Origin of the sequence: Paenibacillus gorillae (assembly GCF_000513275.1) — a bacterium.
Classification (GTDB): domain Bacteria; phylum Bacillota; class Bacilli; order Paenibacillales; family Paenibacillaceae; genus Pristimantibacillus; species Pristimantibacillus gorillae.
Genome location: NZ_CBVJ010000045.1, coordinates 1 through 23,447 on the forward strand (window position 1 = coordinate 1; position 23,447 = coordinate 23,447).

The window sequence follows — 23,447 nt, forward strand, 5'->3', positions numbered from 1 at the left end:
GAACAAGTATTCCTTCTCTCTGGCTTCGCCTTTCCAGCCATCTCTGGTAAAACCAAATGGTAACAGCGAGCCATGTGCCACTAGCCAAATAACCGCCGATCACATCGCTTGGATAATGTACCCCTAGATAAATCCGGCTAATCCCAATCGCCAGGATCATAACGGTGCCGGCAATGATGAGCAAAGTCCGCTTCAACGCAGTACGGGCGTGTTTCCATAACAGAAAACATAACACGCCATATAGGGCAAAAGCGGCCATCGAGTGTCCGCTCGGAAAGCTATACCCCGTTGCATCCGCAAGGCGATGGAGTGTAGGACGGTCACGATGAAAAATCGCCTTCAGCATAACATTGAGCAAAGCGGAGCCGGCAATAACCCCAATAAAAAAAAGCAGCTCCCAGCGATGCTTAAATACAAAATAGAGCATGATCATGATGAGAATAGTAAGGATTACATTTAACGTGCCTGCTCCAATCAAGGATAATCCTTTCATAATCGGCGTCAGCCAAGGACTCTCCCACTGTTGGACAAATGTAATTACCCGGCTGTCAAACCATTCGATATTGTTTTTACCAATTAACATGGCAATTAAAGCAAAGCCGATGACTCCAATCAGACTAATAATAAATGATCCTGTAAAGATGGACTTCAGATTCATAAACCTCTCCCTGTACCTTGCATTTTCCCAAACCAATTTACAAAATCTTATTAAAATAGAATAGCATATACGCTCCCTATTTAAAAACAGAAGTAAAGTCGCGATTCATCTTCATCCGTCTCACAGAATATAATTTACTTTACACAGTTCAAGCATCCTGAATTATAATGATGGAGACATTTTCCATTTCATGGAGGGGATTGAATGAATGAGGTTAAATCACATTTAGCTGCGGCTAGAGGGAGATTGCTGCAAGAGATATCATCTCTGGATGATGACGTGTTTAATCGTGCAATTGAACCGGACAAATGGAGCATTGCTCAGGTTTGTCATCATTTATGGCTGACAGAGACGCTATTCAGAAAAGCCATTATGTATGGGCTGAAGCATAAGCTTCTCTCTCCAACCGAAAGAAAAAACGTAGATATTGTAATCGATATGTCTGTGAAATATGAAGCACCTAAAGTTTCACAGCCTGATCCGGGTCCCTTCCAAGTGCCTCAAATGGTTGAACAATTGAACAACTCCAGAATTAAATTGATCACACTCATTGATGAGATCGAAGATCCCTCCGTTTTAAAAGAAATAGCTGTCAATCATCCCCGCTTCGGCGATTTGCCCTTAGATCAATGGATCGAACTGCTATATCTGCATGAACAGCGGCATACTGAACAAATCATTTCACTTAAGTAAACAAACGAATGACCCGCAGGATGAACACTCCATTGCAGAAGTGTACATTCTAACGGGTCATGCTTTCATTTTAAAGACTATTTTTTAGAGCGTTTCTTGGACGATGCTTTCGCACGCTTGCCGCCTCTCCGGCTCGAAACCATCACATTTTTTTCGCTATGCGTGTAGTAGTGTTTGTATACCGGACAACAGTGATGCTGCTTGATCGTTTCGATGTTTTGCACGACATTCACTAGCTGCGGATGGTAATAATCCTCATATTGAACGACTGGAGGATCGTAAATCGTCTGCGTTGGACAGTCCGGACAAAAACCAGCCTCATTCATTTCATTGCCCACATTATAGTAACCGTTACGTTTCAAAATAACAATCTCCTTCCGTTTTTGAATACAACATATTCTATTCACAGAAGTAACATGCGGCCTGTACTCTTGACATGGAAGGCCATAGCCTTCGCTAGAACAGGGGTAGAACGGCCGGGATAAATCCCCCTCCCTATCAGTCTGAAGAACGAAATAGGTTAGAAAACAAAACTGGATTTTGATATGATACCAGTATGAAACTTAATCCTGCTATACATAAAATCATCATTATACTGCTCTTTATCAGCGTTTTACTTGGTTTGCGCTTCATATGGCAAAACCTATTTTCACAATCAGAGCCTGTTCCTGTTGTTAATGGTGTCATGGATTTGCGGGACCGCAATCTAGAGGAGTCCCATCTATTCAGAACCAATGGTGAATGGAGCTTCTATCCTTCTCAATTGATCTCTTACAACGATCTGTTATCGATGCCTGACTCTGCTGTTCCGCTTCAAGTTCCCGGGGACTGGAGTGCTGCATTAGGAACGGACAGCAGCTCTTCATATGGTTATGGAACGTACCGGTTACAAATACTAGTCGACCCGCTTCAACAGCCTATTTCGCTATGGCTAAATAAAATTCAGTCTGCTTCGGTTGTCGAAATTAACGGAACGCCGATGCCTGCGAACGGCACGGTATCCCAAAATGCTGAAACGTATACACCAAAGACTACTTCGTATACCGCGTCTTACTTTGCTAAAGACACGACAGTAATTGAAGTGCTAATTCACGCAGCAAACTATGATCAACCGCATAAGGGCGGCATCGCCGGCCCTATTTTTGTCGGCTCTCAGGAAGCTGTTGAGCAGAGCTACTTTTATAACATCAGCACTCAAATGATTGCCATCATTATTTTGCTGCTGCATGGGCTTTATGCCTGCATTCTTTACCTATTCAATACCAAAGAGCGTGCTTTATTTTTGGTTGGGCTAATGACGATTTCGGTAGCTGTCATTCTGATGGCGAGGAATGATAGTCTGCTGCTGACGTTATTGCCGATTAATTATACTTGGTCTTTGAAAATCCGTTTGATTGCCTTCTTATGGCAAAATTTATTTATTCTGCTTGTTTTCCGTAAATTCACGACAAGCGTGAAATCTGGCTACGGGGTACGCCTGTATGTAGGATGCCTTTATGTTTATACCATCTTTATTCTGATCTCCCCTGCTTCCCTAATAAGTAAATTCAATCATTTGGGGATCGTTCAAGCGTTTCAGTATATCCCCTTCATCTGGTTGATTTACAGCTTAGGGCGACTATTGTTTAAGAAACAGGAGGATAAAGATATTGTCTTTCTGCTCCTGTCCGGAGCGGCTATTATCTCAAATCTGCTATGGAGCTTCTGGAATTATAATGGACAGTTTATACTCGTCTATTATCCGCTCGATATTATCGCTGCCATCGTCGGCTTCTCGGCGTACTGGTTCAAAAAATATTTTCGCAACGTCAAGAAAATTATGGATTTAACTAAGAAATTAAAAAAAGCAGACAAGCTTAAAGATCAGTTTCTAGCTAATACGTCTCACGAGCTGCGCACGCCGCTGCACGGGATCATGAATATCGCGCAAAATGTGGTGACCAAAGAAGAAGGCAGACTGTACGAGAGCAGCCGCGAGGATATGGAACTGCTCATTACAATCAGCCACAGGATGTCCCGGATGCTTGGCGATTTGCTGGATGTCGCCCGTCTTCAGGAGCATCGCATTACTCTGCAGCGGGAGCCTATCGCTATTCAATCGGTTGTCCCTGGCGTCATCAGCATGCTTAATTATATGACCGAGGGCAAGCCGATACGGTTGAACATGGCTATTCCGGAAGCTCTGCCTCCTGTCCTTGCTGATGAGAAAAGACTGGTTCAAATTGTATATAATCTCGTACATAATGCGCTAAAATACACGGAAAAAGGAGTAATTACCGTTTCAGCCGAGGAACGGGACGGCGCGGTCTTTATCCATGTGACTGATACCGGAATTGGCATGGCACAAGAAACGATGGAGCGGGTATTCCTCCCTTACGAACAAGGCCCGAACGGCCAGCAAGACGGACGCGGCATCGGACTAGGCCTCAGCATTTGCAAGCAATTAGTCGAACTGCATGGAGGCAGTTTGTCTATTCAATCGGAGCTTGGCAAAGGGTCCGTGTTCAGCTTTCATTTACCGCTTGCCGAGGCAGCAGATCTGCAGGCAACAATAATAGAGCCATCCCCGTTCATTGCGGCGGCCAATGAGCAGATGAGCCGGATGACAGAGTGGACTTTAATCAAGCATGACACGAGCCGGACTGTTATTTATGAAGAGCTCCCTCCTCTGTTAACGGACAGCAAGGTGAACATTCTGGTGGTCGATGACGATCCAGTTAATCTGAACGTTCTCAAGGGGATTTTGTCCAATGGATCCTATTCCATTACGGCTGTAAGTTCTGCGCTAGAAGCACTTGATTTGGTGGATAAAAAGAAATGGGATCTGCTAATTGCTGACGTGATGATGCCCCATATGTCGGGATATGAATTAACGCAAAAGGTGCGGAAGAGCTACTCCTTATCTGAGCTCCCGATATTGCTGTTAACTGCACGCAGCCAGCCGGAGGACAGGTACACCGGATTTATGTCAGGTGCAAATGATTACGTCACGAAACCGGTAGATGCACTGGAGCTCAAATACCGTATTCACGCCTTAACGGCGATGAAGCAATCGATGAATGAACGTTTGCGCCTGGAAGCGGCTTATTTACAGGCACAGATTCACCCGCATTTTCTGTTCAACACCCTGAATTCCATAACGGCACTCATACATCAAGATAAGAAGAAGCTTGAGGATCTGATCCATGCGTTTTCTTCCTTCCTGAGGATCAGCTTCGACTTTCTGAATACAGGAAAGCAGGTGGAGTTGTCCCATGAATTAGAGCTTGTGGAAGCTTATTTGCATATTGAGCAAACACGCTTCGAAGAGCGGTTGTCCGTCATCTGGAAGGTTGATCCTGACATTAACATTCTTATCCCGCCTCTATCGATTCAACCGATTGTAGAAAATGCGGTTAAGCATGGGCTGCTCACTCGCCATGTAGGCGGCACGATCCAAATCCGGGTTGCCTTACAGAGCAGTTCGGTCCTCATTGAAGTGCAGGACAATGGACAAGGTATGAATCCGGCCATTCTCTCTTCTCTATTGGAGCCTGCTATGAAGAGAACAGGCGGCATCGGACTAGCCAACACTCACCGCCGATTAATTCAGTTGTATGGAAAGGGTCTTTCCATTGAAAGTACGCTTGGGAAAGGTACGACCGTATCCTTCCTAATTCCTGTAGAAGGTTAGCTTCTGCATAAATATTGAATAAACCTGATTTCCATATGAGGAAATCAGGTTTTTTTCAAGCAAATTCAAAGGTTCAATTGCTACAGCTTTTTCGCATAACAATGACGCAGCAAGCCGCCATACATCGGTCTTGAAAATTGCAGTTCGAGCTGTGCAGCCTCCAAATTGCGAATACTCGCTGTATTTTCCGGGTGAACCGTTGAATAGAGATATAAACCGCCTAATGCCTTGGCACGCTCTTCACGCAACTGATTGAAATAGCGCTGCAAGCCGCGGCCGCGAACAGACTCGTGTACGATCGTGGAATCAAGGGTCCACACTCGTGTCAGCTCTTCTTCCGGCACGCCAAATTCTTTTCCAATATTGCTCTCTGTCGCTCCAGCATATGCTAGTACCGAATACGCTCGTAACTTCTCTTCCTCATAAGCTCCGTAAATTTCTCCGTTGAGTTGGATGACTTTATGGAAATAAGCTTCATTATCAGAGGCGAACATGGCAGCATCCGGCAGCCTCGATATGACGCCCAGCATCAGCTCGTAAATGAACGGAACTTCATTATGACCAAGCTGACGTATGGTTAATCCTTGATGCCAATGTTCCATATCTAATGTACTTCCCGCCCTTCATACCTGTATTTCTTCTTACACAAGATGCGAGGATACGGTCTTGCCCATACAGTAGCTGCTTTCACAATCAATATAGGGTCCGAAACGTTCGATTTCGACAAAGCCAAACCTTTTGTACAGCGCTATGGACTCCGGCTGCATCAATCCTGTTTCCAGAAGAATAGAATGATACCCGGCCTGCAGAATCTTCTGCTCTAACAACGTTAAAATACGTGAGGCGATGCCTTTGTTTCTATAGGAAGGATCAACAAAAATCCGTTTCAGCTCACAAGACCTTTCATCAAGCGGACGAAACGCCCCGCATCCGACAGCAATATGCCCCGAATACGCAACGACAAATACAACACCGTCTTCCTCAGCTTGTTCCAGCTCTAAGCCATGAACCTCATCTGAGGGATATAGAGCGTATAAGTAATTATCCAGCTTAGCTATCAAACCCCGTAAATCTTCATTGTACGCATCTACTATTTGTAAAGTAAGTTGTTCCACTCTGTTCACTCCTTAAGCAATTCGTTCTCGTGAGGCAACGTTAATAATTTCTTTTACCGCCTTTTTTAACAAATTCCCAATCGCCCTCTATATTGGTTCTTACCTTATGAAGCAATTTGTGAAGTGCTTCTTTATCTTTGTTGGAGAGACCGGCTAACGCCACCTGATCTGAATAATCTGCCTCCCGTTTTAAAAAAAAATAAGCTTCCTTCCCCTTCTCTGACGGATACAGCTTTTTGTTTTTTTATTTTCCTCATCCATTTTTTCTCAATGAAGCCCTGCATCTCAAGTTTGCTGATTGCACGGGCTGCGGTCGTACGATCAACTTTGATCATTTCCGCGAGCTTTTCCTGTATAATTCCCGGCTCCTCACAGATCCGTACAAGGTATAAGTATTGACCTTTCGTCAGATCCAGCTCTTTAAATTCGATATTGCTGATGGAATCGAATGCTCTAGCAATCATACCGATTTCACGAAGAATTTCTTTCATAAAACGACCTCCAGTTTTTGTTGCATTTACAATATAATATATTCACTATGAAATAGTCAATTACAGCATTAAAAAGAACGGCTGCAAAACGCATGATTCTTATTCATCAATAAATCTGCCATAGAAAGAACAGTGAAAAACCATCCCTTTTTCCAACGGAAGCAAGCCCTCTTATAGCACTTTCTGGAAAGAAAAGACGCTCAAACCCGCGCATATGCTGCATTAGCATGTTCGTAGACCACTCGAAATTCAGTCTATCAATTATTTATCTTGACAGATGCAGAAATTTCACTAGAATAAAATTTACTAAACCAATGGATTTAGTGGAAATTGAATTTGAATCGTCTGTAGATGTTTCGCTGTCCCTTCTTTTCTGCACAGTTTAGAAAACATCTCGTTATGTACAAAGGAGGAGACCGATTCATTCAGGGATTTCACAATAGTTGAGTTTTACCCGTAATTTGCAAGACATGAGCTCCATCAGCAGTATGTATTTTTCACAATCGAACTTAAGGAGAAAACGAGATGAACAAAAAAACTCAAATCATCACAATCAGTGCGCTGGCAGTAGCTATTAACGTTATTGCCGGTACGATTGTGGGCAGCTTAAAAATTCCATTCCTATTCCTCGATACGGTAGGAACGTTTTTCACCGCCGCACTGTTCGGCCCGGTATGGGGAATTCTAGTCGGTGTCGTTACCAATCTGGTTCTAGGTGTAACATCGGGCTATACAGCCATTCCATTTGGGCTTGTTAATGCCGTTGTTGGTCTGGTTGTCGGTCTATTGGCTAGAAAAAAAGGCTATCGCCTCTCTACAGCTCTTACTTCGGGAGCCATTCTAGCTGTCCTTTGCCCGTCAATCGGTACGATTATTGCCATCGGACTGTTCGGCGGCTTAACAGGCGGAGCGCATGACGTTGCCATCCTGTGGCTCAAACAAGCTGGCAGCAGCCTCTTCACTTCAGCATTCCTGCCTCGTTTGGCTGAAAACCTGGTCGATAAAATTTTATCAGCTATTCTGGTATTCTTTATTATTAAAAACCTGCCGCAATCTCTAATTAAAAAGTCGAACAAAAAGAAGGCGCCGTCCATTGAAGCGCAGTAAGCAGCTCGTAGTCGTCTCACACTGCGTTATTAATCAGAACGCCGTCGTAGATGGCGAAGCTCGTAGCCCAGGCATCATGAAAGCGGCAGTTGACTGGTCCTACAAGCAAGGGTACGGCGTATTCCAGCTTCCATGCCCCGAGTTTACTTTTCTTGGCCCTGAGCGTCCGCCTATGACCGTTGAGGAATATAATACACCGGAATTCCATGCCCATAATCGTAAAATATTACTCCCGTATATGGAGCAGCTTAAAGTGTATCAGGATCACGGTTATGAAATCGTCGGGGGGCTGGGCATCCAAGACAGCCCTTCATGCGACCCGGGTAAGGGCGTATTTATGCAGGACGTTATTCAGCTTGCGGCTGAGCTTGGCGTAAATATTGATTTCTTCTGGCAAATTCCGAATACAAAAACCGGCAAATTCGACCCCAATCATCCGAAAAGCGTATTTGGTCCGGTATCTGCGTCTGCCGAGAAAGAAAATGAGGCGGTGAAGTAGTCATGCTTGATATTCGCAACGCCTCCTTCTCTTACACGGATGAGGACGAAGAGGATACACAGCACACTTCCCGCGTGCTTCACCAAGTAACGGCTAGCATTGAAGCCAATGAATTTGTAGCTTTGCTTGGACGCAATGGATCTGGCAAATCATCTTTTACCCGTTTGCTTAACGGAATTGAAATTCCATCTGAAGGTACGGTTCAGGTGGAAGGGAAATTCACTCATCATTCTCCGAGTCTTCCGTTAATCCGCCGGGCTGTGCAGATCGTGTTTCAGAATCCGGAGAATCAGCAGGTTGGGATGACAGTTGGCGAGGATATCGCTTTTGGCCTATCGAATATCGGGTATCCGCAGCAGCAAATGCAGGAGCGCATAGCTTGGGCTATCGACCTTGTAGGTCTTGATGCTGACGTAGATCGTCCTGTAACTCGTCTCTCTGGCGGTGAAAAGCAAAAGCTTGCTCTGGCAGCTGTGCTGGCCTTGTCACCGAAATATTTAATCCTAGACGAAGCCACATCCATGCTTGACCCTTTGGCCAGAAAGCAATTTGTTGCTACGCTGCATGAAGCGCGTAAACGGCACCCTTTTGCTCTCATTTATATTACCCATCATCTCGAAGAGGTTCTGGAAGCGGATCGCTGGGTTCTGTTCCGTAACGGCCGCATCCATCTTGACGGCCCGCCGGCTCAGTTTCTGAATGATGAAGCTCTCTTGGCGGAATGCGGATTGGAATTGCCTTATTATCATGCCCTTGCGCTTGCGTTGCAAGCTAAAGGAATTTCTGTCCCTGCTTCTCTAGGGATAGAAGAATTGAGGGATTTGTTATGCAGATTCAACTGAGCGGCGTCTCCTTCATTTATGAGAAGAAGAAAAAGAAAAAAGCTGCTACTCTAGCGCCAACCGTTCTGAAGCAATTGAATCTTACGATTCATAGCGGTGAAATGCTGGCAGTTGCAGGGAAGTCCGGTTCCGGAAAATCTACTTTTCTACAGCTGCTCAAAGGCTTTCTCTCTCCGACAACAGGCAGCGTATTACTGGATGGTGTTGATCCCAACACCTCCAAGCGCCCAGAGTTATTCGATCAGGTCGGCTTTATTTTCCAATATCCGGAACATCAATTATTTGCGACTACCGTATTTGATGATATTGCATTTGGGCTGCAAAGCGCCAAGCTGCCTGGAGAAATCGTCGAACAGAGAGTTCGCAAAGCGATGGAATCCGTCGAACTGGATTATGAGGTATTCAAAGACCGCAGTCCGTTTGAACTAAGCGGCGGGGAGAAAAGACGGGTAGCAATTGCAGGCGTCGTGGTGCTGGAACCAAAGCTGCTCATTCTGGATGAACCGACCGCAGGCCTCGATCTTCCATCCCGGACGGCTTTGTTCGAGCTTCTGCATCATATGAACAAGAATCAAGGACTGACGATTATCTGGGTGAGCCATCAGCTCGACGAAATCGTTAGTCATGCATCTAGGCTGCTTGCTTTACAGAACGGCGTCTTTATTGCAGACGGCTCGCCTGAAGCAGCTCTTTCCGACCCGGTATTGCTGGAAGCCTTCGGTTGGGAGGAACCATCTGCATTGGTTGTGTCTCGGTTGCTTGGGCAGCTGGGATTGTCGGCCGGCAACACCAAGTTATCGCCGGAGGAAGCCGCTGCTATCATTGCAGCTGCGCTGAACCAGCACGAAATAATAGCTAAATGAGGAATGATTATGGCAAATAACAGCTTTCTTTTGTTTCAAAAACAAAATTCGTGGCTGGAACAATGGGACCCGCGAATGAAGATTACGGTAAGCCTCATATTTGCTGCAAGCCTGCTGCTGAACCACAGCTTGATACTAAAGACCGCTCAGATTGTACTATTGATCGCGCTTTGGTGGATTGCCAAGCTGTCATGGCGAGCACTTGTATTCACGCTGCTGAGCTTAACGATCTTCTTTATTTCGACGATGATCTACCGGTCGATGCTCATGACGAATCCTGGAGATACCTTGGTTCACCTTGGAGCCTTAACCTATTCCGAGCAGGGAGCCCTCGATGGAATCCTCATGTGTGAGCAAATTGCCGGCATTGTTCTGCTCTTATCCTTGGTCGTCCGCACCACCTCGCCCATTATTCTGGCTGAAGGACTGGAAATGATTTTGAAGCCGTTCAAAAAACTGCGTCTCCCCGTCCATGAAATGGTCATGATGTTCACGATTGCTCTGCGGTTTCTGCCCATTCTAATTGAAGAAGTGGATAAAATCCGCAAGGCTCAAATGGCGCGAGGCGGCGGCTTTCACCGCAAAGGAATTTCATCACGCTTTCGCGGGGTATTCCCAATGTTGATGCCGCTATTTGTACTGTCTATTCTGCGGGCCAAAGAGCTCGCCGTAGCGATGGAATCCCGCTGCTACCAAGGTGATGAAGGACGTACACCGATCCGGCTCTATCAGATGCACCGCCGCGATTATTCCATTTTGACTTTCTCGGTCATTAATCTATTGCTCGTTTTTATCGTGTAACAATAAGAAGAGAGATCAGGTTCGTCTGATCTCTCTTTTTTTTTACGGTTTGAGTCCTCCGCTCCACTGAAAACCTCTGTGGCCCGAACTTCTTCTAATCTGCATTCATTGCCTCTACTTTGCTTGTTTCTATCATTCAAACTCCGCAAATCTATAAAGCTATCAGTCTATACCATTTCTCTGAGAGGTTCATAGAATATCTTATACTAATTGAAAGGGTTGATTAATGAATGAAGAAACTGACAGTAAAAAACTATGCATCCATCGTTAAAAACGCACCTGCAAAAGTTGCAGCTAAAGGCAAAGTTAAAATCTCGGGCTATGGCGGAAGTGTTGGCGGGTACAGCGGCTGCAACAACAATGGCAACTACAATCGCAACTCTAACCGGAACGAAGAGTCCAATGATCCATTCTTTGGACCTTCCCTTAGACAACGTCTGAGAGGCTGGGCTAAAGCCAGCACAATCGTTACGGTCGTTCTTGACAAATTCGTCATTCGCGGTCGCATTATCAGCGTTGACGGCGACGGCTTTGAAATGACAATTGTCGAAAATCACAGATCTGGCGGCAGATCCGGTGGCAGCTCCGACCGCAACCACCTCTTCCAACCTGGATCCATTGTATTCATCAGCTTCAAACAAGTTAACGCTGTTGCAGCTAGCCCTGGCTGCTAAGCATTGGCCACTGAATGTTCTACGAAAAAAAAAGCGCCGTGATGGCGTTTTTTTCGTTTATTTAAGAGATTTGTATAAAGCGGCCGATCACTATTGCACCTTCTGTATTCCAACCCGTTTTACAGCAATATTACCCGAGACCAGCAGCCCTGTCACCACAAAGGCAGTCGCTATCCAATCGTATGTTGTAACTGCTTCGTTCAAAATAGCTGCCGAGAGCATAAAACCGAATATTGGAGTCATAAACAGCCAGTTGTTCGCTCTGACCGCATCTTGCTTGAGCAAGTAGAACCAGAGCAGCATTGTAGCGATTGATATAATGAAAACGAGCCAGAATAGCGACCCTGCCAAGTAGTAATCAAAGTGCAGAACATACTTGTCTCGCTCGAAGAAGTAGGTCACTGGCAAAGAAAGCACGCCGCCGATTACAAGCTGCCATGTATTAATGACAAGGCCGGGAAGTTCTAAATTGGCTTTTTTAAAATATACACTCCCCAGCGCCATCGCCGTCATGCCAGCAGCCACAAGCATAATCCCCGTCAACTGAAAATGACTGTCGGCAAGAGCTGGCCAAGTAGCAATGAACAAGCCAATGGCCGCCACAAGCATGCCAATCCACTCTTTTCCTGTTATTTGTCGCTTTAGCCAGACCGAAGAAAGCAAAGCAACCAGGAAAGGATTTACCGTAACGAACAAATTGAACAAGCCAGCGGACACTTTATCCAATGCCAGACTTGTTGCCCCTAAGTAGATCGTTGTATTGAGTGTTCCCAAAATAATGAGCGGCCGCCATTCCTCCCGTCGCGGCATACGATAAGACCGCTTCACACAATAAACGTAAATAAACAGCAATGCGCCTGCTATCAGAAAGCGGATATTAGCCAGCAGCAGCGGTGTCGTCGCATGCAGCCCCAGCTTAATTGCAATTGCCGCAGATGACCATAATAGAGTAAAGAGTAGACCTAATGCTATGTTCTTCATTGCACACATCCCCTTAGCGATCCAAACATCTTGTAATAAATTCACAACCGGACAGGCTGCTCATTCATTGTAATGGTTGGATACTAAGGGGATTTGACTCGTTATCAGGTTTTTTTAGCCAATTGTCTGATGTTGGAGCTATTCTCTATACTGCTGACGGTATTGGCTAGGCGTCAATTGCTCATGCTTGGTGAATAGCCTTGTCAGGGAAGACTGATGCTCCAGCCCCACTTGCATGGCAATATGGAGCAAGGACATATCATTACTCAGCAGCAGCTTCTTCGCTTCGTTCAATCGCACTTCCTGGATATAGGCGGAAGGCGTTTTACCCGTTTCCTTCATAAACCAATTCGAATAATACGTACGATTATAATTCTCAAGTTCAGCGAGCATCTGTACTGAAATCGGCTGGTCATAATGCTCATGAATGTACTGAATTGACCTTGGCAGGCCTCGCTTCTCCTGCTGCAGGCAGCGTGAAATATAAGGAAAGAGATCTCGGAGAGCCGAACGGGAATAATGCTGCTGCTCCATCTCATGCAGAAGCAAGTACCGGATGCTTTTCCACTGATTATTCAAGGCATGTGCTTTACAGCCCGCGCTGTTTCCCAGCAGTTCGCTTGCGGATAACATGCCGCTTGGGATATCAAGAACCAAAAACTCGTTTCTGGTAGTCGCATAGAAACAATGCTCGTAGTTTGGCGATACATATAGCAAAGTTTGCTCGTTCACCCGGTGATGACTGGCTCCTGTTACTATCGTAAGCTCTCCGCGCAACGGCATAATTAAATGAGCATGATGATGGGAATGCGTCACCTGCGTCGCCGAATATGTACGCTTCTCTGCTACGATGTCGTTGAACGTGTCCACTCTCTGTCGCCCTCTCTTCGTTTTGTTAAATCTATCATACCAGCTAGAAAGCGCAAGATACACTGTAAGTATCCGGCTTAGTCTTACCAAAAGAAGAAACCTTGACAGGCACGAAGCCATCAAGGTTAAAAGTATTTGAACTATTTCAGATAGATTAAATCGTCATAATAGGAATCCCATTCTCCAGTAATGAACCTAGCCGTGACTACTTTCTCTAGACTAACGGGAGACCAAGATTCCAACTCAATGACTCCTTCAATCTCAGAATCTCGAGGGTTTTCATTAATAATATCCCCACTATGGTCTACCAACATATAACCGTCCTCAGTTTCTACTTTATAGACCGGAAAGTTAATATGTGGTAATGGTGCATTCCCAATCACCTCCCAAATACCGTCTTCAATTCTAGAATTCACAGTCTGAATTAAAAAAACAATTGGTTTCGATGTGATATCAATGACCGGTAGATGTTCTTTTGATACTACATCGAATATAACCATACAATCAGATATCCTTCCCTCAGCAATCACTTGACCATAACTATATTTATCCTGTTCTATTTTTATTGCGAACACATCTCCAATGCGCACCTTCACTTTTTTTTTACCTGCCATCGTGAGTCTCCTTTACCGCTTTTTTTAGGTGGGTCGATACCATTTTGTATCCACTTCGTTTCACTAATTTGATTTCTTTTATTTTGTAAGCTTCCTCCATTTTTTTGCAACCCACCATATTGGTTCATTGCCGTTCTATTCCTAATCCAGTGTTCTTCATATTAGCGGATAAAGAGATGCTGGTTCCATTTACATGTTAGCATTGGTTTTATCTTTTAGCATTTTCACTATGGCTTCCATGACCGTGATGTTTGGATCCTTATACTCATACGCACATGCTTCAGGATAGCTGGTTTTGTACACGACCCGGTTGAACATACGAGACACCATATCCTGATAATACGATGTGGACTGAACCGGGCTTCATTGGCGTAAGCAATGGTTGACTCTGCGATTGTATGCACGATCTTCTCCACAGTGCCCGATTCAATAGCTAATTGCAAGAGCATGCGGATTCCTTTTTCTTTCGTCCGGCCCTTCTCTATAAACATCGTATTGTTTGATGTATACGCGCTCCCCTGATTAAAAACCCACTTCGCCTCACTTAATACTTCTTGTCAGTTGGCTTGCTCCTCGAGGTTCGCTTTGTATAAGTTCAAATTGGGCAGCAAAATTTGAAGCTGTTGCTCTTTCTCTTCATTCGGTATGTTCCGATAATCCGGCTATAACCCATATCTGTTAACTGTTTCGCAATCCAAGTGCCGATGTAGCCTGTTACTCCTATAATAACAATCTTATCGTTTCGGTCCATCTTTTACATATCTCCTTTCCATGCCATTAGAAATACACAATACGGATACGATACAGCTTAAAGCTGGGTTTAAGTCAAAGTAATGTTATTCAGTGTAAAAGGCTCTCCAACCCAGAAATAAATTTCTATAAAAAAACCATTCCGAGGAATGGTTTGGTCAAAACTGTATCAATCCTTAGTCTGGAACCTGCTCTCCACCAGCACCTGCGCTTGAGACATTGTCTGTTGAATAATTGCAGCAGCAGGATGATCCGTTGCTAGTCGAAGCCCCTGTCCCGCCCATAATGACATATACTCCGGATTATTTGTTTTAGCTGCTGCCTGGCGAATATCTCGTGTCATCGCATTCTGAATGGGAAACGCAGGAATTGTTCCAGCATACTGATCTATTTCTTCAATAAATGTAGTCTTAATGCCGCGAGCCGGTTTGCCTGAATATGCACGGGTAACTACAGTGGAGTCTTCATTTGCTGTAAGAATGGCTTTTTTATATACGTTGTGGGCCCCGCTCTCCATACTCGCTAGAAATGCAGTACCCATTTGTACGGCAGCTGCTCCTAATGAAAGACTGGCTACAAGACCTCTTCCATCCATAATTCCGCCAGATGCAATGACAGGAATGGATACTTGATCCACAATTTGTGGAACTAGAGCTATCGTTCCTACTAAAGAATCTGTATTACTTTTCAGAAATGTTCCTCGATGCCCTCCAGCTTCGCTTCCTTGCGCGACAATTGCTTCTACCCCTGCAAGCTCTAAAAGCTTGGCCTCTTCGACAGTAGTAGCCGTTCCGATCACCATTATTCCCTGACTTTTCAGTACCTCGATCACATCTTTTGGAGGAATGCCGAATGTGAAGCTAACGACCGGAACCCTCTCTTCGAGCAATACTTGTATCTGCTGTTCGAAAGACTCTGGTGTGCTATCAATCGGCGGGTTTTCCTTAACTCCCAGCTCCACGCGATACTTATTCAAATGGGACGTCATTTCTTTAATGATTGCCTGAGATTCAGCTGCTTCCTCTGGCACGAACAAATTAACGCCAAAGGGCTGTTCCGTAAGTTGTCTGACCTCTTGAATGGTGCTCCTTAGTTTCTCCGGCGTCAAATAGGCTGCACCAAGACTGCCTAGCCCTCCTGCATTAGATACCTCAGCTACAAGTTCAGGTGTCGTTGGACCACCGGCCATAGGAGCTTGGATGATCGGAAATTGAATTTTTAATCGGCGTGTGAAATCATTCTCGAACATGTTTATAGAGTCTCCTTTACGATTAGACTTTTACCACCTGACATAACACTTCCCAATATCATAACAACTACAGCAGTTATAAGCACCAAGGCAGCAAGAGCCAAGGAAACACTGTAGCTCTTTGTTGCATCTAAAACAAATCCTGCCCCTAAGGGCCCAATAATTTGTCCGGTTCCAAAGAATCCAGTCATTAACGAGATGGCTTGATTGCCGCTCGCTGGTTTGAGTGTACGAGCCGCTGTAATCGCAAGCATAGAAATGCCCATAAAGGTCCCGCCAAACAGAATGGAACCCAGCGCTATACCGAAGATATTAGGCAGTACTACAGGCAATATAACCCCTATAGCTTGTAAAAGAAGCGCAGCGATCAATGGCTTCACATAGCCGATCTTCCCCATGCACCAAGACCAGAAAATAGATGAAGGCACCGCTGCAATTCCAACGATAATCCAGCTATAATCAGAAAAAAACGCCATATGCGGCACTTGTTTGACATAAGCAACTAAAAACGTAGCACTAACAATATAACCCAGCCCTTCAAGGCCGTATACAATAAGCAAAAAAACAAATAAATTGGAGTCTTTTTTGGCGTAATTACTGCTTACATTTTGGGATACAGGCTGCTTTCGCGGCTCCTGAATATATCTCCATATAACGGAGGCAAGAATGATACTAACAATCATAAGCCCAATCCATGCTCCCCTCCATGAGTGAAGGCTGAACATTGGAATGAGTAACCCGGATAATGCAATACCGAATCCAACCCCGCCGTAAAAAATACCGATCCTTTTTTCACGCTTGTCAGAGATGAGCGCATCTAGAACAAAACCCGATGCAAGGACAAATATAGAACCGCTGCTCACTCCTGAGACGAAACGCAGTATCATCCACCAAGAGAATGAAGTGGTAATTCCCATCAATCCTGTTGTTAACATACATAAAACCAAATGAATACGCAAAAGAGCAGATCTTCGAGCTCCAAACGTAAGGAAACCCGCTCCAAAAGCTGCCACTAAGTAACCTAAGTTATTAATAGCTGCCAAATAGCCGGCTTCTGTTACGGACAAATGAGCTTGAGACTGCATGATTGGAAGTATCGAGGTATATGAAAAACGGCCGATACCCATTGCAATCGTTAGCATTACAAATCCGCTAATTAAGATTTTTGCAGAACTTCTCCCTTGAATAGCTGAACGAGACAATTCAAATCCCTCCTTTCAGGTTCAATTGTACTGCCAGCCTTATATTGTGTAAAATGAAGTTAAACGATGTTTAACATTGAAAATATAAATGTCTGAAATGGAGAATGTCCATGGAAATCCGCGATATGCACATCTTTTTAGCAGTGGCAAATGAAGGCAGTATTACTCGAGCTGCTGAGAAATTGGAATACGTTCAGTCGAGTATAAGCATACGAATTCAGCAGCTTGAAAATGAACTTCATACCGTGTTATTCATCAGGCAGCGCCAAGGCGTTCAGCTTACGACATCGGGACAAATCCTCAAATCTTATGTAGAGAAGATTTTATCTCTCACGCAAGAGGCAGTGCAAGCTGTATCGGACAAATCAACGCCTCAAGGACCGCTTCGAATCGGATGTCTAGAAACGACAGCTGCCATTCGTCTGCCGAATATTCTCGCCGATTATCATCAATCCTACCCTGAGGTTGATTTGACATTGAAAACGGGCACTACGGATGAATTAGTGAAATTAGTACTGAAGTTTGAATTGGACGGCGCATTCGTAGCCGGACCGATTGAGCATGAAGAGTTAGAAGCAACAACCATCGGTTATGAAGAGCTTGTACTCGTAGCAGGAGGGCAACATGCAGCAATTGAGCGGATGGAAGAGCTGCAGCATCAAACTCTGCTTGTTTTTAGAATGGGCTGCTCCTATCGTCAAAGATATGAGGATTGGTTAAATAGCAAAGGATTAAGACCTTCCAAAATTATGGAGTTTGGGACGGTTGATGGGATTCTTGGATGTATTCATGCGGGGCTTGGCATCTCGCTGTTGCCTCGTTCGGTTGTTGAGAGAGCGATTGGGCACTATGATCTTCATATTCTAAAACTTTCAGAAAAGCATTTCACAACGGCGACTTTATTCATTCGCCGCAAAGACTCCTACTCTACTCCTGCGGTGTCTGAGCTAGTAAGGATCGCACAGAAAAGATTTATATAATGATCGCGATAGACGCGACCTCCACAGCAGAACAGCTTAATTTAGCAACCCATGATTTTTAATGTTAACTTGAATATGAGGCTTGATGTTGATCTGCGGGTATTCTTTATTCCAGTCCAGTGTCTTCCATGTTTTCTGATGCAATGCCTTCATTTGAAGCCCGATTCCAAGCCCGTCGCAATTGGCTTGCTGAAGCTGGCGAATCGTTTCTTCTGCACGGGCAGTCAGAACCTTTTCCAAACTGCGGGAAAAATCGGCAATCATGGCCTTGTCTAATGTGGTGCCTGTAGGATTATCGACTAAAAAGCAATTGAGTGTAATGAAAATATCTGCCGTAATCTGCTCCTTTATTGTAAGCTTTACTTTTTGCTTTGCACGTTTATACGTGAATGTCAAATAGCTTTGCTCAGGACCAATCTGTTCCGTCATCGTCCCATAAGACATATGTCTAGTCAGCATTACAAAGGTACGGGCATGATTCATATCGAGCTTTCCAGTCATTTGCTTGCCGTGAAATAAGGCCAAGCCGTTTATTTTCGCCCGCTCCTTCTGCTGCAGTGCTGCGATTACAGGAAGTACATTGTCAAATCCGGGGGTCATCATGATTGATGAAATTAAGAAAGGCGATTCTTCTGGTATGATCCCTTCTTCCTTGTTGCTTTCAAGCAAATCATATAAGTACTGGCTGATAAGCGAGCGGTCTTCTACATCCAATTCAATTACATCTTGTGCCTGACCATCCGTAATGGCGATAAGGATGCTAATTGGAAACTGAGCTTCTCGATAAAAGTAGTCCAGCGTTTCATACAGACTTTTTTCGGCAAAAGCTTTGTTGACAAGCAGAACCCTTGTCTCCCTTAGATCCATGTGCTGAGACACCATTTTCTGAAGCTGTAAGCTTGCTTCCTGTACAGAATGTCCTATTCCGTTTACTTTTGGCGTAACCACATTGCCCTGATTTTCGATTGCTGTCTTGATGGTTGGAATAGACACTGACAATCGCACCTTATGCTCCCCCAATAAATCAACACCAACCGTTTGCACCATCCGGACGTTTTTAAGCTGTCTTTGGTCCCAGCAGCCGTTTAACAGCAAAGTCAGCGTTAACATCACAATAACCCGCCGTTTTGTTCTCATGATGACCTATTTCCCCCCAAGCTTGTCCTTCAGTCCCGTCAGCCATACAAGCAGCAGCATACATGCAATTAGGCCAAAGGAAATAAGAGAAGCATATCGATTGGTTAGTGCTTGCAATTGATCCAGTTGTTCAGCTGTTAACTGATAGAGGCAAATGGCGAATAGAACAATACCACAGACATACGTAATGGATTTTGGAGTCTCCTGCTGTTTTCTAAGCATGGCCGAAATCGATGAAACAATAAGCATGAAATACGAATAAAAAGACGTTAGAATAAACAGAATCCAGAGCGAAAGAACAATCAGGTCAAATCGTTCAATTATATTTAAGGAGATAGCCTTCATCTGATATAAAAGTGGCTCTCGAATAAATACAATCATATCTTTCCCGAATAATGCCATCGAGGAGAATACACAAAACGCATAAAAAAACGTCGTGGTCCAACTAGCATACATAGCCGTTCGAAGAACCTTTACTCTGTCTGCGTAAGAATAATAACCAGGCAGCAGCAGCATAATTTCAGCACCGGCTAGTCCCCATAATGCAACGAATGCCCCGTCCAAAATAGATAATGGTCCCGCTTCAAAAACAGGCAGCAGATGATACGGATTCCAATCCTTAAGCATATACCCAGACAACAAGATAAAGGAGGGCATAAATAAGGTGCAAAATACCGCAAAACGGGCATATACCCGAAATGGCTGAAGAGCGAGATACATACAGACTCCAAAGAGTGTAAGCATTAAAAACCACTCAGGCGTTCGCGGGTAAGCCCATAATTCCGTTGTATATAACCAACCCGTCAAAATGATGTACAAAATTAACGAATATAGCGCGATGCTCAGCGTCAGAATTACCCGGCCGCCAAATCCCCCCAAACGCTGCATTAAGAATTGAAACACATTGCGATCTCCGGCTGACACCATAAGTTTCCATAACATATAAATGTAAAGGCTATTAATAGCACCGCCTAATAAACACGCTACCCACCCGCCGGGACCTGACTTTTTGCCCACCGCATTCGCAATTGAAATGATTGCCGAACCAAATTGCGCTTGCATAACAACGCAATAAAGCTGAAACAATCCCTGTTTTGATTTCATTTGGCCTTACTCCTTATGGGTGAATAATAGGGAACACCAAATGGCTCCAGTGAAAAGAAATGCACCAGGCAAGCAGCGGTAAGGAGTGTAATGCCATAGAATCCTACAATCCAAGCAGCAAAAACAAATAGTATCTGCAGAATTAGCGTCAAAATCCGCATTTGATAGGTTGGAATAATAAAGGAGCCAACCACTGATAATGCTACAATGACAATATAAATATTGGAGACAAAGCCGATTTTGACGAGAGCTTCGCTTATAATTATGCCTCCGGCTACGCCTACCATTTGGGCAACTTGAGAAGGCAGCCGGATCGTCGTTTCCGCAATTAACTGAAAGATAATGATCATCAGAATTGCTTCTACAATTGGTGAATAAGGGACATTTTCTAAGGAGCCTTTAATACTGATCGCCATTTGTGACGGGAGCACTTCATGATGGAAGCTGACAATGGCAATATACAAGCTGCATATGTACAAGCTGAGCATTAAACCTATTGCTCTCAATGTTTGTAAGACAAGTGCACCCTTATCCTCCATGAGCATCGAATCAATCGTGCGGAGGAAGGTATAGAACGAAACAGGAACGATAAGGCAAGTAGAGCTCTGCTCACATAATACGGCAATACGTCCCTGCATGATCAAATTTGTTGCCGTATCAATTCGCTCTGTACCAAATACTTGGGGGAATAAAGATCTCTTCTCCTCTTTTAATAACTCCTTTTGCAGACGGCCGGGATGTATTTCCATTCCGGTCTTAAGTCCTTTCAAACGTCGAGTAACCTCATTCACGATCCGCGAATCTGCTACCCCATCCTGCCAGAGTATTGCTATTTTGTGATTCGAATAATTACCAACTGTCAAATAGCGTACTTTAAATTGAGGGGATGATGCCCGGTTTCGAATGAGATTAATGTTGACATTCATATGTTCAATAAAGCCGGATCGCTCCCCAATAATCGAGCTTTCATTCTCGGGCTCTTGAATAGAACGGTTATTGGACTGTTCAGCGTTTAAGGAATACCATATTTCTTCACAATGCACCAATGCTTTTCCTTGTAATATCGCATTAACAGCTTCCTCGGGATCGGTACAGGGAAATACATCTGCAGAAGTAATCAGTTCATTGATTGACAGGTCATCATAATCTTCTGATTGTGTACGAAACCATTGTTTAAACAAACTGATCTCTAGCTTCTGCTTATCACATAATGTCTCTATATAGACTAATACAGCTTTCTTTCCATATAGATCAAATTCGCGAATAATCAAGTCCTCTGTATAATATAGCCTGGCTTGAATTTGTTCGAGCAGCTTTGGCTTCATGATTTACCACTCCTGTCCTAGAAAGATTGCCCAATCCACTTATCAATTATGTAATCATATGGTTTATTCCAGACACAAAAAAGCTGTTCATCTGTGATCGACAGCCATCATTTATATGATTGAATGATTATTCTATTTTTATCCTAACAATTAAAGCATTAATAATCGGATTGCCAGCAATCGTTGGATTCAACACGACGACGCTGCCATCAAAACGGTTTAGCGTTAAAGCTGTACCGGCTGTCAAAGAGGCAATAACCTGCCCCGTATAAGGAAACGAGCCTGTAGAATCAAATCGATTCTACAGGCTCGTTTCCTTGAAATCCGCCAAACACCAAGGATGCCACCCTTCTGCCGATTTCTGTTTTATCCATATTGCTGCTCCCGGTTGCCCATTGCAATGCGCCTTCATGGATCATTTGCGCAAAAATAGGCACATAAATATTCATCTCTTCATCTGTGCAGATGCGGCTAAGACTTTTGGACAAATACGTCTGCAATTCATTTATCGCTTTTTCCTTCAATTGCGGTACGACGAGACCAATATAGCTGCTTCGACACTGAATGTCTGGCTGTTCATAGAAATCGCATAAGGCTATTACAAGCTGATAAATGCTCTCTTGATCAAATTTCACTTCACCTTTTGTACGGTTTACGATTGCGACTGAGGCGGAATCCCCCATTATAAAGTCCAATAAATCAAATTTGTCATTAAAATGGGCATAAAAGGTCGCTCTATTCACTTGGGCTGTCTTTGTAATATCCGCTATCGTTATTTTTTCAAAGTCCTTTTTTGAAACTAAATGGATAAATGCATTAATTAATGACTGCTTCGTATTTGTCATTCTTATATTCATTACTTTTGTCCCCATCTTGCCCTCCTTACACGCGACAATTTATTGTTATTGTTGCTATAACAACATTCCTTAAGGGATTGTTGGTTGCTGTAGCACTCGATTAATCGTAAATTGTTACTAAAGCAACGCATGTTACTTTAATTTATCACAGATGAGGAGCTAATCAAAATGAAAACTATAGCCATTATTGGAGCAGGTCCTGGGTTGGGTTTATCTATAGCTAAAAAATTCGGAGAAAACGGCTTTAGAGTAGCAGCCATTGCCCGCAACCCTGAAAAATTAACCGCTATCGTAAATGAACTTAAAGAACTGAATATTGAAGCGCAATCTTTTATTGCGGATGTCACAGACTTGGCTGCTCTTAGACAAGCAATTCAAGCGGTTAAACAACAATATGGCACGATCGATGTGCTGGAATTTAGTCCTTATGGGGGCTGGGATAAATTCACATCTGTATTAGAGACCACTCCCGCGAGTGTATTAGAACAAATAAACAGCTATTTGCTGCCTGCCGTTCTGTCAGTCAATGAGGTACTGCCTGAGATGATTAACAACGGTTCTGGAGCCCTATTATTTACAACCGGTATATCCGCTATGTTCCCTTTACCGCTTGCGGGAAATGCTGGCATTATCATGTCCGGCATTCGTAATTATGCCACAAACCTGCACAATCAATTGAAAGAGAAAAGCATCTATGTCGGACATCTCTCCATCGGGACTCTGATAAAATCCGGAACAGCCGGAGATCCTGATCTCATCGCGGAGACTTGGTACAATATGTATGAGCAGCAAGACCGCTTAGAAGAAGTATTTCCATCTGGCTTTAATCCGACTCAAATGGGGATTTGACCCTCTCTTCCAGCGGTTGCTTGCCCCGTAAAATTCACTGAACGCACTCCGCCTGTAAATTTTTGTACATGACTGGGCCTTGAAAAAAAACGGCGGTCTGTCACCATTTAAGA

Annotated in this window: 25 protein-coding genes and 1 pseudogene; 10 read left to right on the forward strand and 16 right to left on the reverse strand. The window is 44.1% G+C overall.

Translation table 11 applies throughout. From position 1 onward, the window contains the following. Positions 1-658 (reverse strand): phosphatase PAP2 family protein (locus TY10_RS08165; protein ID WP_042162437.1); only part of this gene is annotated, 658 nt, incomplete at its 3' end. Positions 659-862: 204 nt separating this feature from the next. Here TY10_RS08165 and TY10_RS08170 point away from each other — a divergent pair. Further along, complete coding sequence (locus tag TY10_RS08170) at positions 863-1,351, forward strand: DinB family protein (protein WP_042162438.1); 489 nt, start codon at positions 863-865, stop codon at positions 1,349-1,351. A 77-nt stretch (positions 1,352-1,428) separates the two neighbouring features. On the opposite strand, the gene TY10_RS08175 is transcribed toward TY10_RS08170, so the two are convergent. Next, entirely contained in the window at positions 1,429-1,713 is a 285-nt protein-coding gene (locus TY10_RS08175; protein ID WP_052350435.1) for a hypothetical protein, read from the reverse strand. A 323-nt stretch (positions 1,714-2,036) separates the two neighbouring features. Between TY10_RS08175 and TY10_RS08180 the strand changes: the two genes are divergently transcribed. Beyond that, positions 2,037-5,024 carry a hybrid sensor histidine kinase/response regulator gene (locus TY10_RS08180; protein WP_238327510.1) on the forward strand — a complete coding sequence of 996 codons (2,988 nt, stop codon included), beginning with the start codon at positions 2,037-2,039 and terminating at the stop codon, positions 5,022-5,024. Between the two features lie 80 nt (positions 5,025-5,104). On the opposite strand, the gene TY10_RS08185 is transcribed toward TY10_RS08180, so the two are convergent. From TY10_RS08185 to TY10_RS08195, 3 genes and pseudogenes are all read right to left on the reverse strand, one after another. Then, the gene (locus TY10_RS08185) at positions 5,105-5,626 is read right to left on the reverse strand and encodes a GNAT family N-acetyltransferase (protein WP_042162443.1); all 522 of its coding nucleotides are present in this window, start codon (positions 5,624-5,626) and stop codon (positions 5,105-5,107) included. A gap of 39 nt (positions 5,627-5,665) precedes the next feature. Next, positions 5,666-6,139 (reverse strand): GNAT family N-acetyltransferase, encoded by a 474-nt coding sequence (locus TY10_RS08190; protein WP_042162445.1) that lies wholly within the window; start codon positions 6,137-6,139, stop codon positions 5,666-5,668. A 40-nt stretch (positions 6,140-6,179) separates the two neighbouring features. Beyond that, positions 6,180-6,630, reverse strand: a pseudogene (locus TY10_RS08195) (MarR family winged helix-turn-helix transcriptional regulator). 525 nt (positions 6,631-7,155) lie between these two features. On the opposite strand from TY10_RS08195, the gene TY10_RS08200 reads away from it, so the two are divergent. The 6 genes from TY10_RS08200 (at position 7,156) to TY10_RS08225 (ending at position 11,416) form a co-directional block, all read left to right on the forward strand. Further along, positions 7,156-7,737 (forward strand): CD3073 family putative ECF transporter S component, encoded by a 582-nt coding sequence (locus TY10_RS08200; RefSeq protein WP_042162447.1) that lies wholly within the window; start codon positions 7,156-7,158, stop codon positions 7,735-7,737. After that, entirely contained in the window at positions 7,724-8,236 is a 513-nt protein-coding gene (locus TY10_RS08205) for a CD3072 family TudS-related putative desulfidase (RefSeq protein WP_042162449.1), read from the forward strand. The genes TY10_RS08200 and TY10_RS08205 overlap by 14 nt, the downstream gene beginning before the upstream one ends. A 2-nt stretch (positions 8,237-8,238) precedes the next feature. Further along, the gene (locus TY10_RS08210; protein WP_042162452.1) at positions 8,239-9,078 is read left to right on the forward strand and encodes an ATP-binding cassette domain-containing protein; all 840 of its coding nucleotides are present in this window, start codon (positions 8,239-8,241) and stop codon (positions 9,076-9,078) included. Further along, positions 9,063-9,941, forward strand: coding sequence for an ATP-binding cassette domain-containing protein (locus tag TY10_RS08215; RefSeq protein ID WP_052350436.1), 879 nt, complete (start codon positions 9,063-9,065; stop codon positions 9,939-9,941). Before TY10_RS08210 ends, TY10_RS08215 begins: the two co-directional genes overlap by 16 nt. A gap of 9 nt (positions 9,942-9,950) precedes the next feature. After that, on the forward strand, positions 9,951-10,742 hold the full coding sequence (locus TY10_RS08220; protein ID WP_042162455.1) for an energy-coupling factor transporter transmembrane component T family protein: 792 nt from the start codon (positions 9,951-9,953) through the stop codon (positions 10,740-10,742). Positions 10,743-10,972: 230 nt separating this feature from the next. Then, complete coding sequence (locus TY10_RS08225) at positions 10,973-11,416, forward strand: hypothetical protein (protein ID WP_042162456.1); 444 nt, start codon at positions 10,973-10,975, stop codon at positions 11,414-11,416. Between the two features lie 90 nt (positions 11,417-11,506). Here TY10_RS08225 and TY10_RS08230 read toward each other — a convergent pair whose 3' ends face one another. The 7 genes from TY10_RS08230 to TY10_RS08250 form a co-directional block, all read right to left on the reverse strand. Next, positions 11,507-12,397 (reverse strand): DMT family transporter, encoded by an 891-nt coding sequence (locus tag TY10_RS08230; RefSeq protein WP_162160586.1) that lies wholly within the window; start codon positions 12,395-12,397, stop codon positions 11,507-11,509. A gap of 138 nt (positions 12,398-12,535) precedes the next feature. Further along, entirely contained in the window at positions 12,536-13,267 is a 732-nt protein-coding gene (locus TY10_RS08235) for a helix-turn-helix transcriptional regulator (RefSeq protein ID WP_042162460.1), read from the reverse strand. Between the two features lie 140 nt (positions 13,268-13,407). Beyond that, entirely contained in the window at positions 13,408-13,881 is a 474-nt protein-coding gene (locus TY10_RS08240; RefSeq protein WP_042162462.1) for an Imm26 family immunity protein, read from the reverse strand. Continuing rightward, entirely contained in the window at positions 13,860-14,009 is a 150-nt protein-coding gene (locus TY10_RS30735) for a hypothetical protein (protein ID WP_162160588.1), read from the reverse strand. The genes TY10_RS08240 and TY10_RS30735 overlap by 22 nt, the downstream gene beginning before the upstream one ends. 467 nt (positions 14,010-14,476) lie before the next feature. Beyond that, a complete protein-coding gene (locus TY10_RS32495) occupies positions 14,477-14,632 on the reverse strand; it encodes an NAD-dependent epimerase/dehydratase family protein (protein ID WP_155985772.1) in 156 nt (51 codons plus the stop codon). Positions 14,633-14,800: 168 nt separating this feature from the next. After that, positions 14,801-15,880, reverse strand: a complete 1,080-nt coding sequence (locus TY10_RS08245) for an NAD(P)H-dependent flavin oxidoreductase (RefSeq protein WP_042162464.1) — start codon at positions 15,878-15,880, stop codon at positions 14,801-14,803. Positions 15,881-15,882: 2 nt separating this feature from the next. Further along, a complete protein-coding gene (locus TY10_RS08250; RefSeq protein ID WP_052350437.1) occupies positions 15,883-17,082 on the reverse strand; it encodes a YbfB/YjiJ family MFS transporter in 1,200 nt (399 codons plus the stop codon). 110 nt (positions 17,083-17,192) lie between these two features. On the opposite strand from TY10_RS08250, the gene TY10_RS08255 reads away from it, so the two are divergent. Then, the gene (locus TY10_RS08255; RefSeq protein WP_042162466.1) at positions 17,193-18,062 is read left to right on the forward strand and encodes a LysR family transcriptional regulator; all 870 of its coding nucleotides are present in this window, start codon (positions 17,193-17,195) and stop codon (positions 18,060-18,062) included. Positions 18,063-18,098: 36 nt separating this feature from the next. On the opposite strand, the gene TY10_RS08260 is transcribed toward TY10_RS08255, so the two are convergent. The 4 genes from TY10_RS08260 to TY10_RS08275 all read right to left on the reverse strand — a co-directional run bounded on the left by TY10_RS08260 (position 18,099) and on the right by TY10_RS08275 (position 22,500). After that, positions 18,099-19,199, reverse strand: a complete 1,101-nt coding sequence (locus tag TY10_RS08260; RefSeq protein ID WP_042162469.1) for a Ger(x)C family spore germination protein — start codon at positions 19,197-19,199, stop codon at positions 18,099-18,101. 6 nt (positions 19,200-19,205) lie between these two features. Further along, positions 19,206-20,303 carry a GerAB/ArcD/ProY family transporter gene (locus TY10_RS08265; protein WP_042162471.1) on the reverse strand — a complete coding sequence of 366 codons (1,098 nt, stop codon included), beginning with the start codon at positions 20,301-20,303 and terminating at the stop codon, positions 19,206-19,208. Beyond that, a complete protein-coding gene (locus tag TY10_RS08270; RefSeq protein WP_042162473.1) occupies positions 20,300-21,628 on the reverse strand; it encodes a spore germination protein in 1,329 nt (442 codons plus the stop codon). Before TY10_RS08270 ends, TY10_RS08265 begins: the two co-directional genes overlap by 4 nt. Positions 21,629-21,918: 290 nt before the next feature. Next, positions 21,919-22,500, reverse strand: coding sequence for a TetR/AcrR family transcriptional regulator (locus TY10_RS08275; protein WP_042162475.1), 582 nt, complete (start codon positions 22,498-22,500; stop codon positions 21,919-21,921). A 153-nt stretch (positions 22,501-22,653) separates the two neighbouring features. Here TY10_RS08275 and TY10_RS08280 point away from each other — a divergent pair, with 153 nt between their 5' ends. Then, positions 22,654-23,334: an SDR family NAD(P)-dependent oxidoreductase gene (locus TY10_RS08280; RefSeq protein ID WP_042162477.1), complete on the forward strand. Its 681-nt coding sequence runs from the start codon at positions 22,654-22,656 to the stop codon at positions 23,332-23,334. The last annotated feature ends 113 nt before the right edge of the window (positions 23,335-23,447 follow it).

Coding starts and splice junctions, on each gene's coding strand:
- TY10_RS08170 (WP_042162438.1), top strand. CDS start 863: ATGAATGAGGTTAAATCACATTTAGCTGCGGCTAGAGGGAGATTGCTG.
- TY10_RS08180 (WP_238327510.1), top strand. CDS start 2,037: ATGGATTTGCGGGACCGCAATCTAGAGGAGTCCCATCTATTCAGAACC.
- TY10_RS08185 (WP_042162443.1), bottom strand. CDS start 5,626: ATGGAACATTGGCATCAAGGATTAACCATACGTCAGCTTGGTCATAAT.
- TY10_RS08200 (WP_042162447.1), top strand. CDS start 7,156: ATGAACAAAAAAACTCAAATCATCACAATCAGTGCGCTGGCAGTAGCT.
- TY10_RS08210 (WP_042162452.1), top strand. CDS start 8,239: ATGCTTGATATTCGCAACGCCTCCTTCTCTTACACGGATGAGGACGAA.
- TY10_RS08215 (WP_052350436.1), top strand. CDS start 9,063: ATGCAGATTCAACTGAGCGGCGTCTCCTTCATTTATGAGAAGAAGAAA.
- TY10_RS08220 (WP_042162455.1), top strand. CDS start 9,951: ATGGCAAATAACAGCTTTCTTTTGTTTCAAAAACAAAATTCGTGGCTG.
- TY10_RS08225 (WP_042162456.1), top strand. CDS start 10,973: ATGAAGAAACTGACAGTAAAAAACTATGCATCCATCGTTAAAAACGCA.
- TY10_RS08230 (WP_162160586.1), bottom strand. CDS start 12,397: ATGAAGAACATAGCATTAGGTCTACTCTTTACTCTATTATGGTCATCT.
- TY10_RS08240 (WP_042162462.1), bottom strand. CDS start 13,881: ATGGCAGGTAAAAAAAAAGTGAAGGTGCGCATTGGAGATGTGTTCGCA.
- TY10_RS30735 (WP_162160588.1), bottom strand. CDS start 14,009: ATGAACCAATATGGTGGGTTGCAAAAAAATGGAGGAAGCTTACAAAAT.
- TY10_RS32495 (WP_155985772.1), bottom strand. CDS start 14,632: ATGGACCGAAACGATAAGATTGTTATTATAGGAGTAACAGGCTACATC.
- TY10_RS08245 (WP_042162464.1), bottom strand. CDS start 15,880: ATGTTCGAGAATGATTTCACACGCCGATTAAAAATTCAATTTCCGATC.
- TY10_RS08255 (WP_042162466.1), top strand. CDS start 17,193: ATGGAAATCCGCGATATGCACATCTTTTTAGCAGTGGCAAATGAAGGC.
- TY10_RS08260 (WP_042162469.1), bottom strand. CDS start 19,199: ATGAGAACAAAACGGCGGGTTATTGTGATGTTAACGCTGACTTTGCTG.
- TY10_RS08265 (WP_042162471.1), bottom strand. CDS start 20,303: ATGAAATCAAAACAGGGATTGTTTCAGCTTTATTGCGTTGTTATGCAA.
- TY10_RS08270 (WP_042162473.1), bottom strand. CDS start 21,628: ATGAAGCCAAAGCTGCTCGAACAAATTCAAGCCAGGCTATATTATACA.
- TY10_RS08275 (WP_042162475.1), bottom strand. CDS start 22,500: ATGGGGACAAAAGTAATGAATATAAGAATGACAAATACGAAGCAGTCA.
- TY10_RS08280 (WP_042162477.1), top strand. CDS start 22,654: ATGAAAACTATAGCCATTATTGGAGCAGGTCCTGGGTTGGGTTTATCT.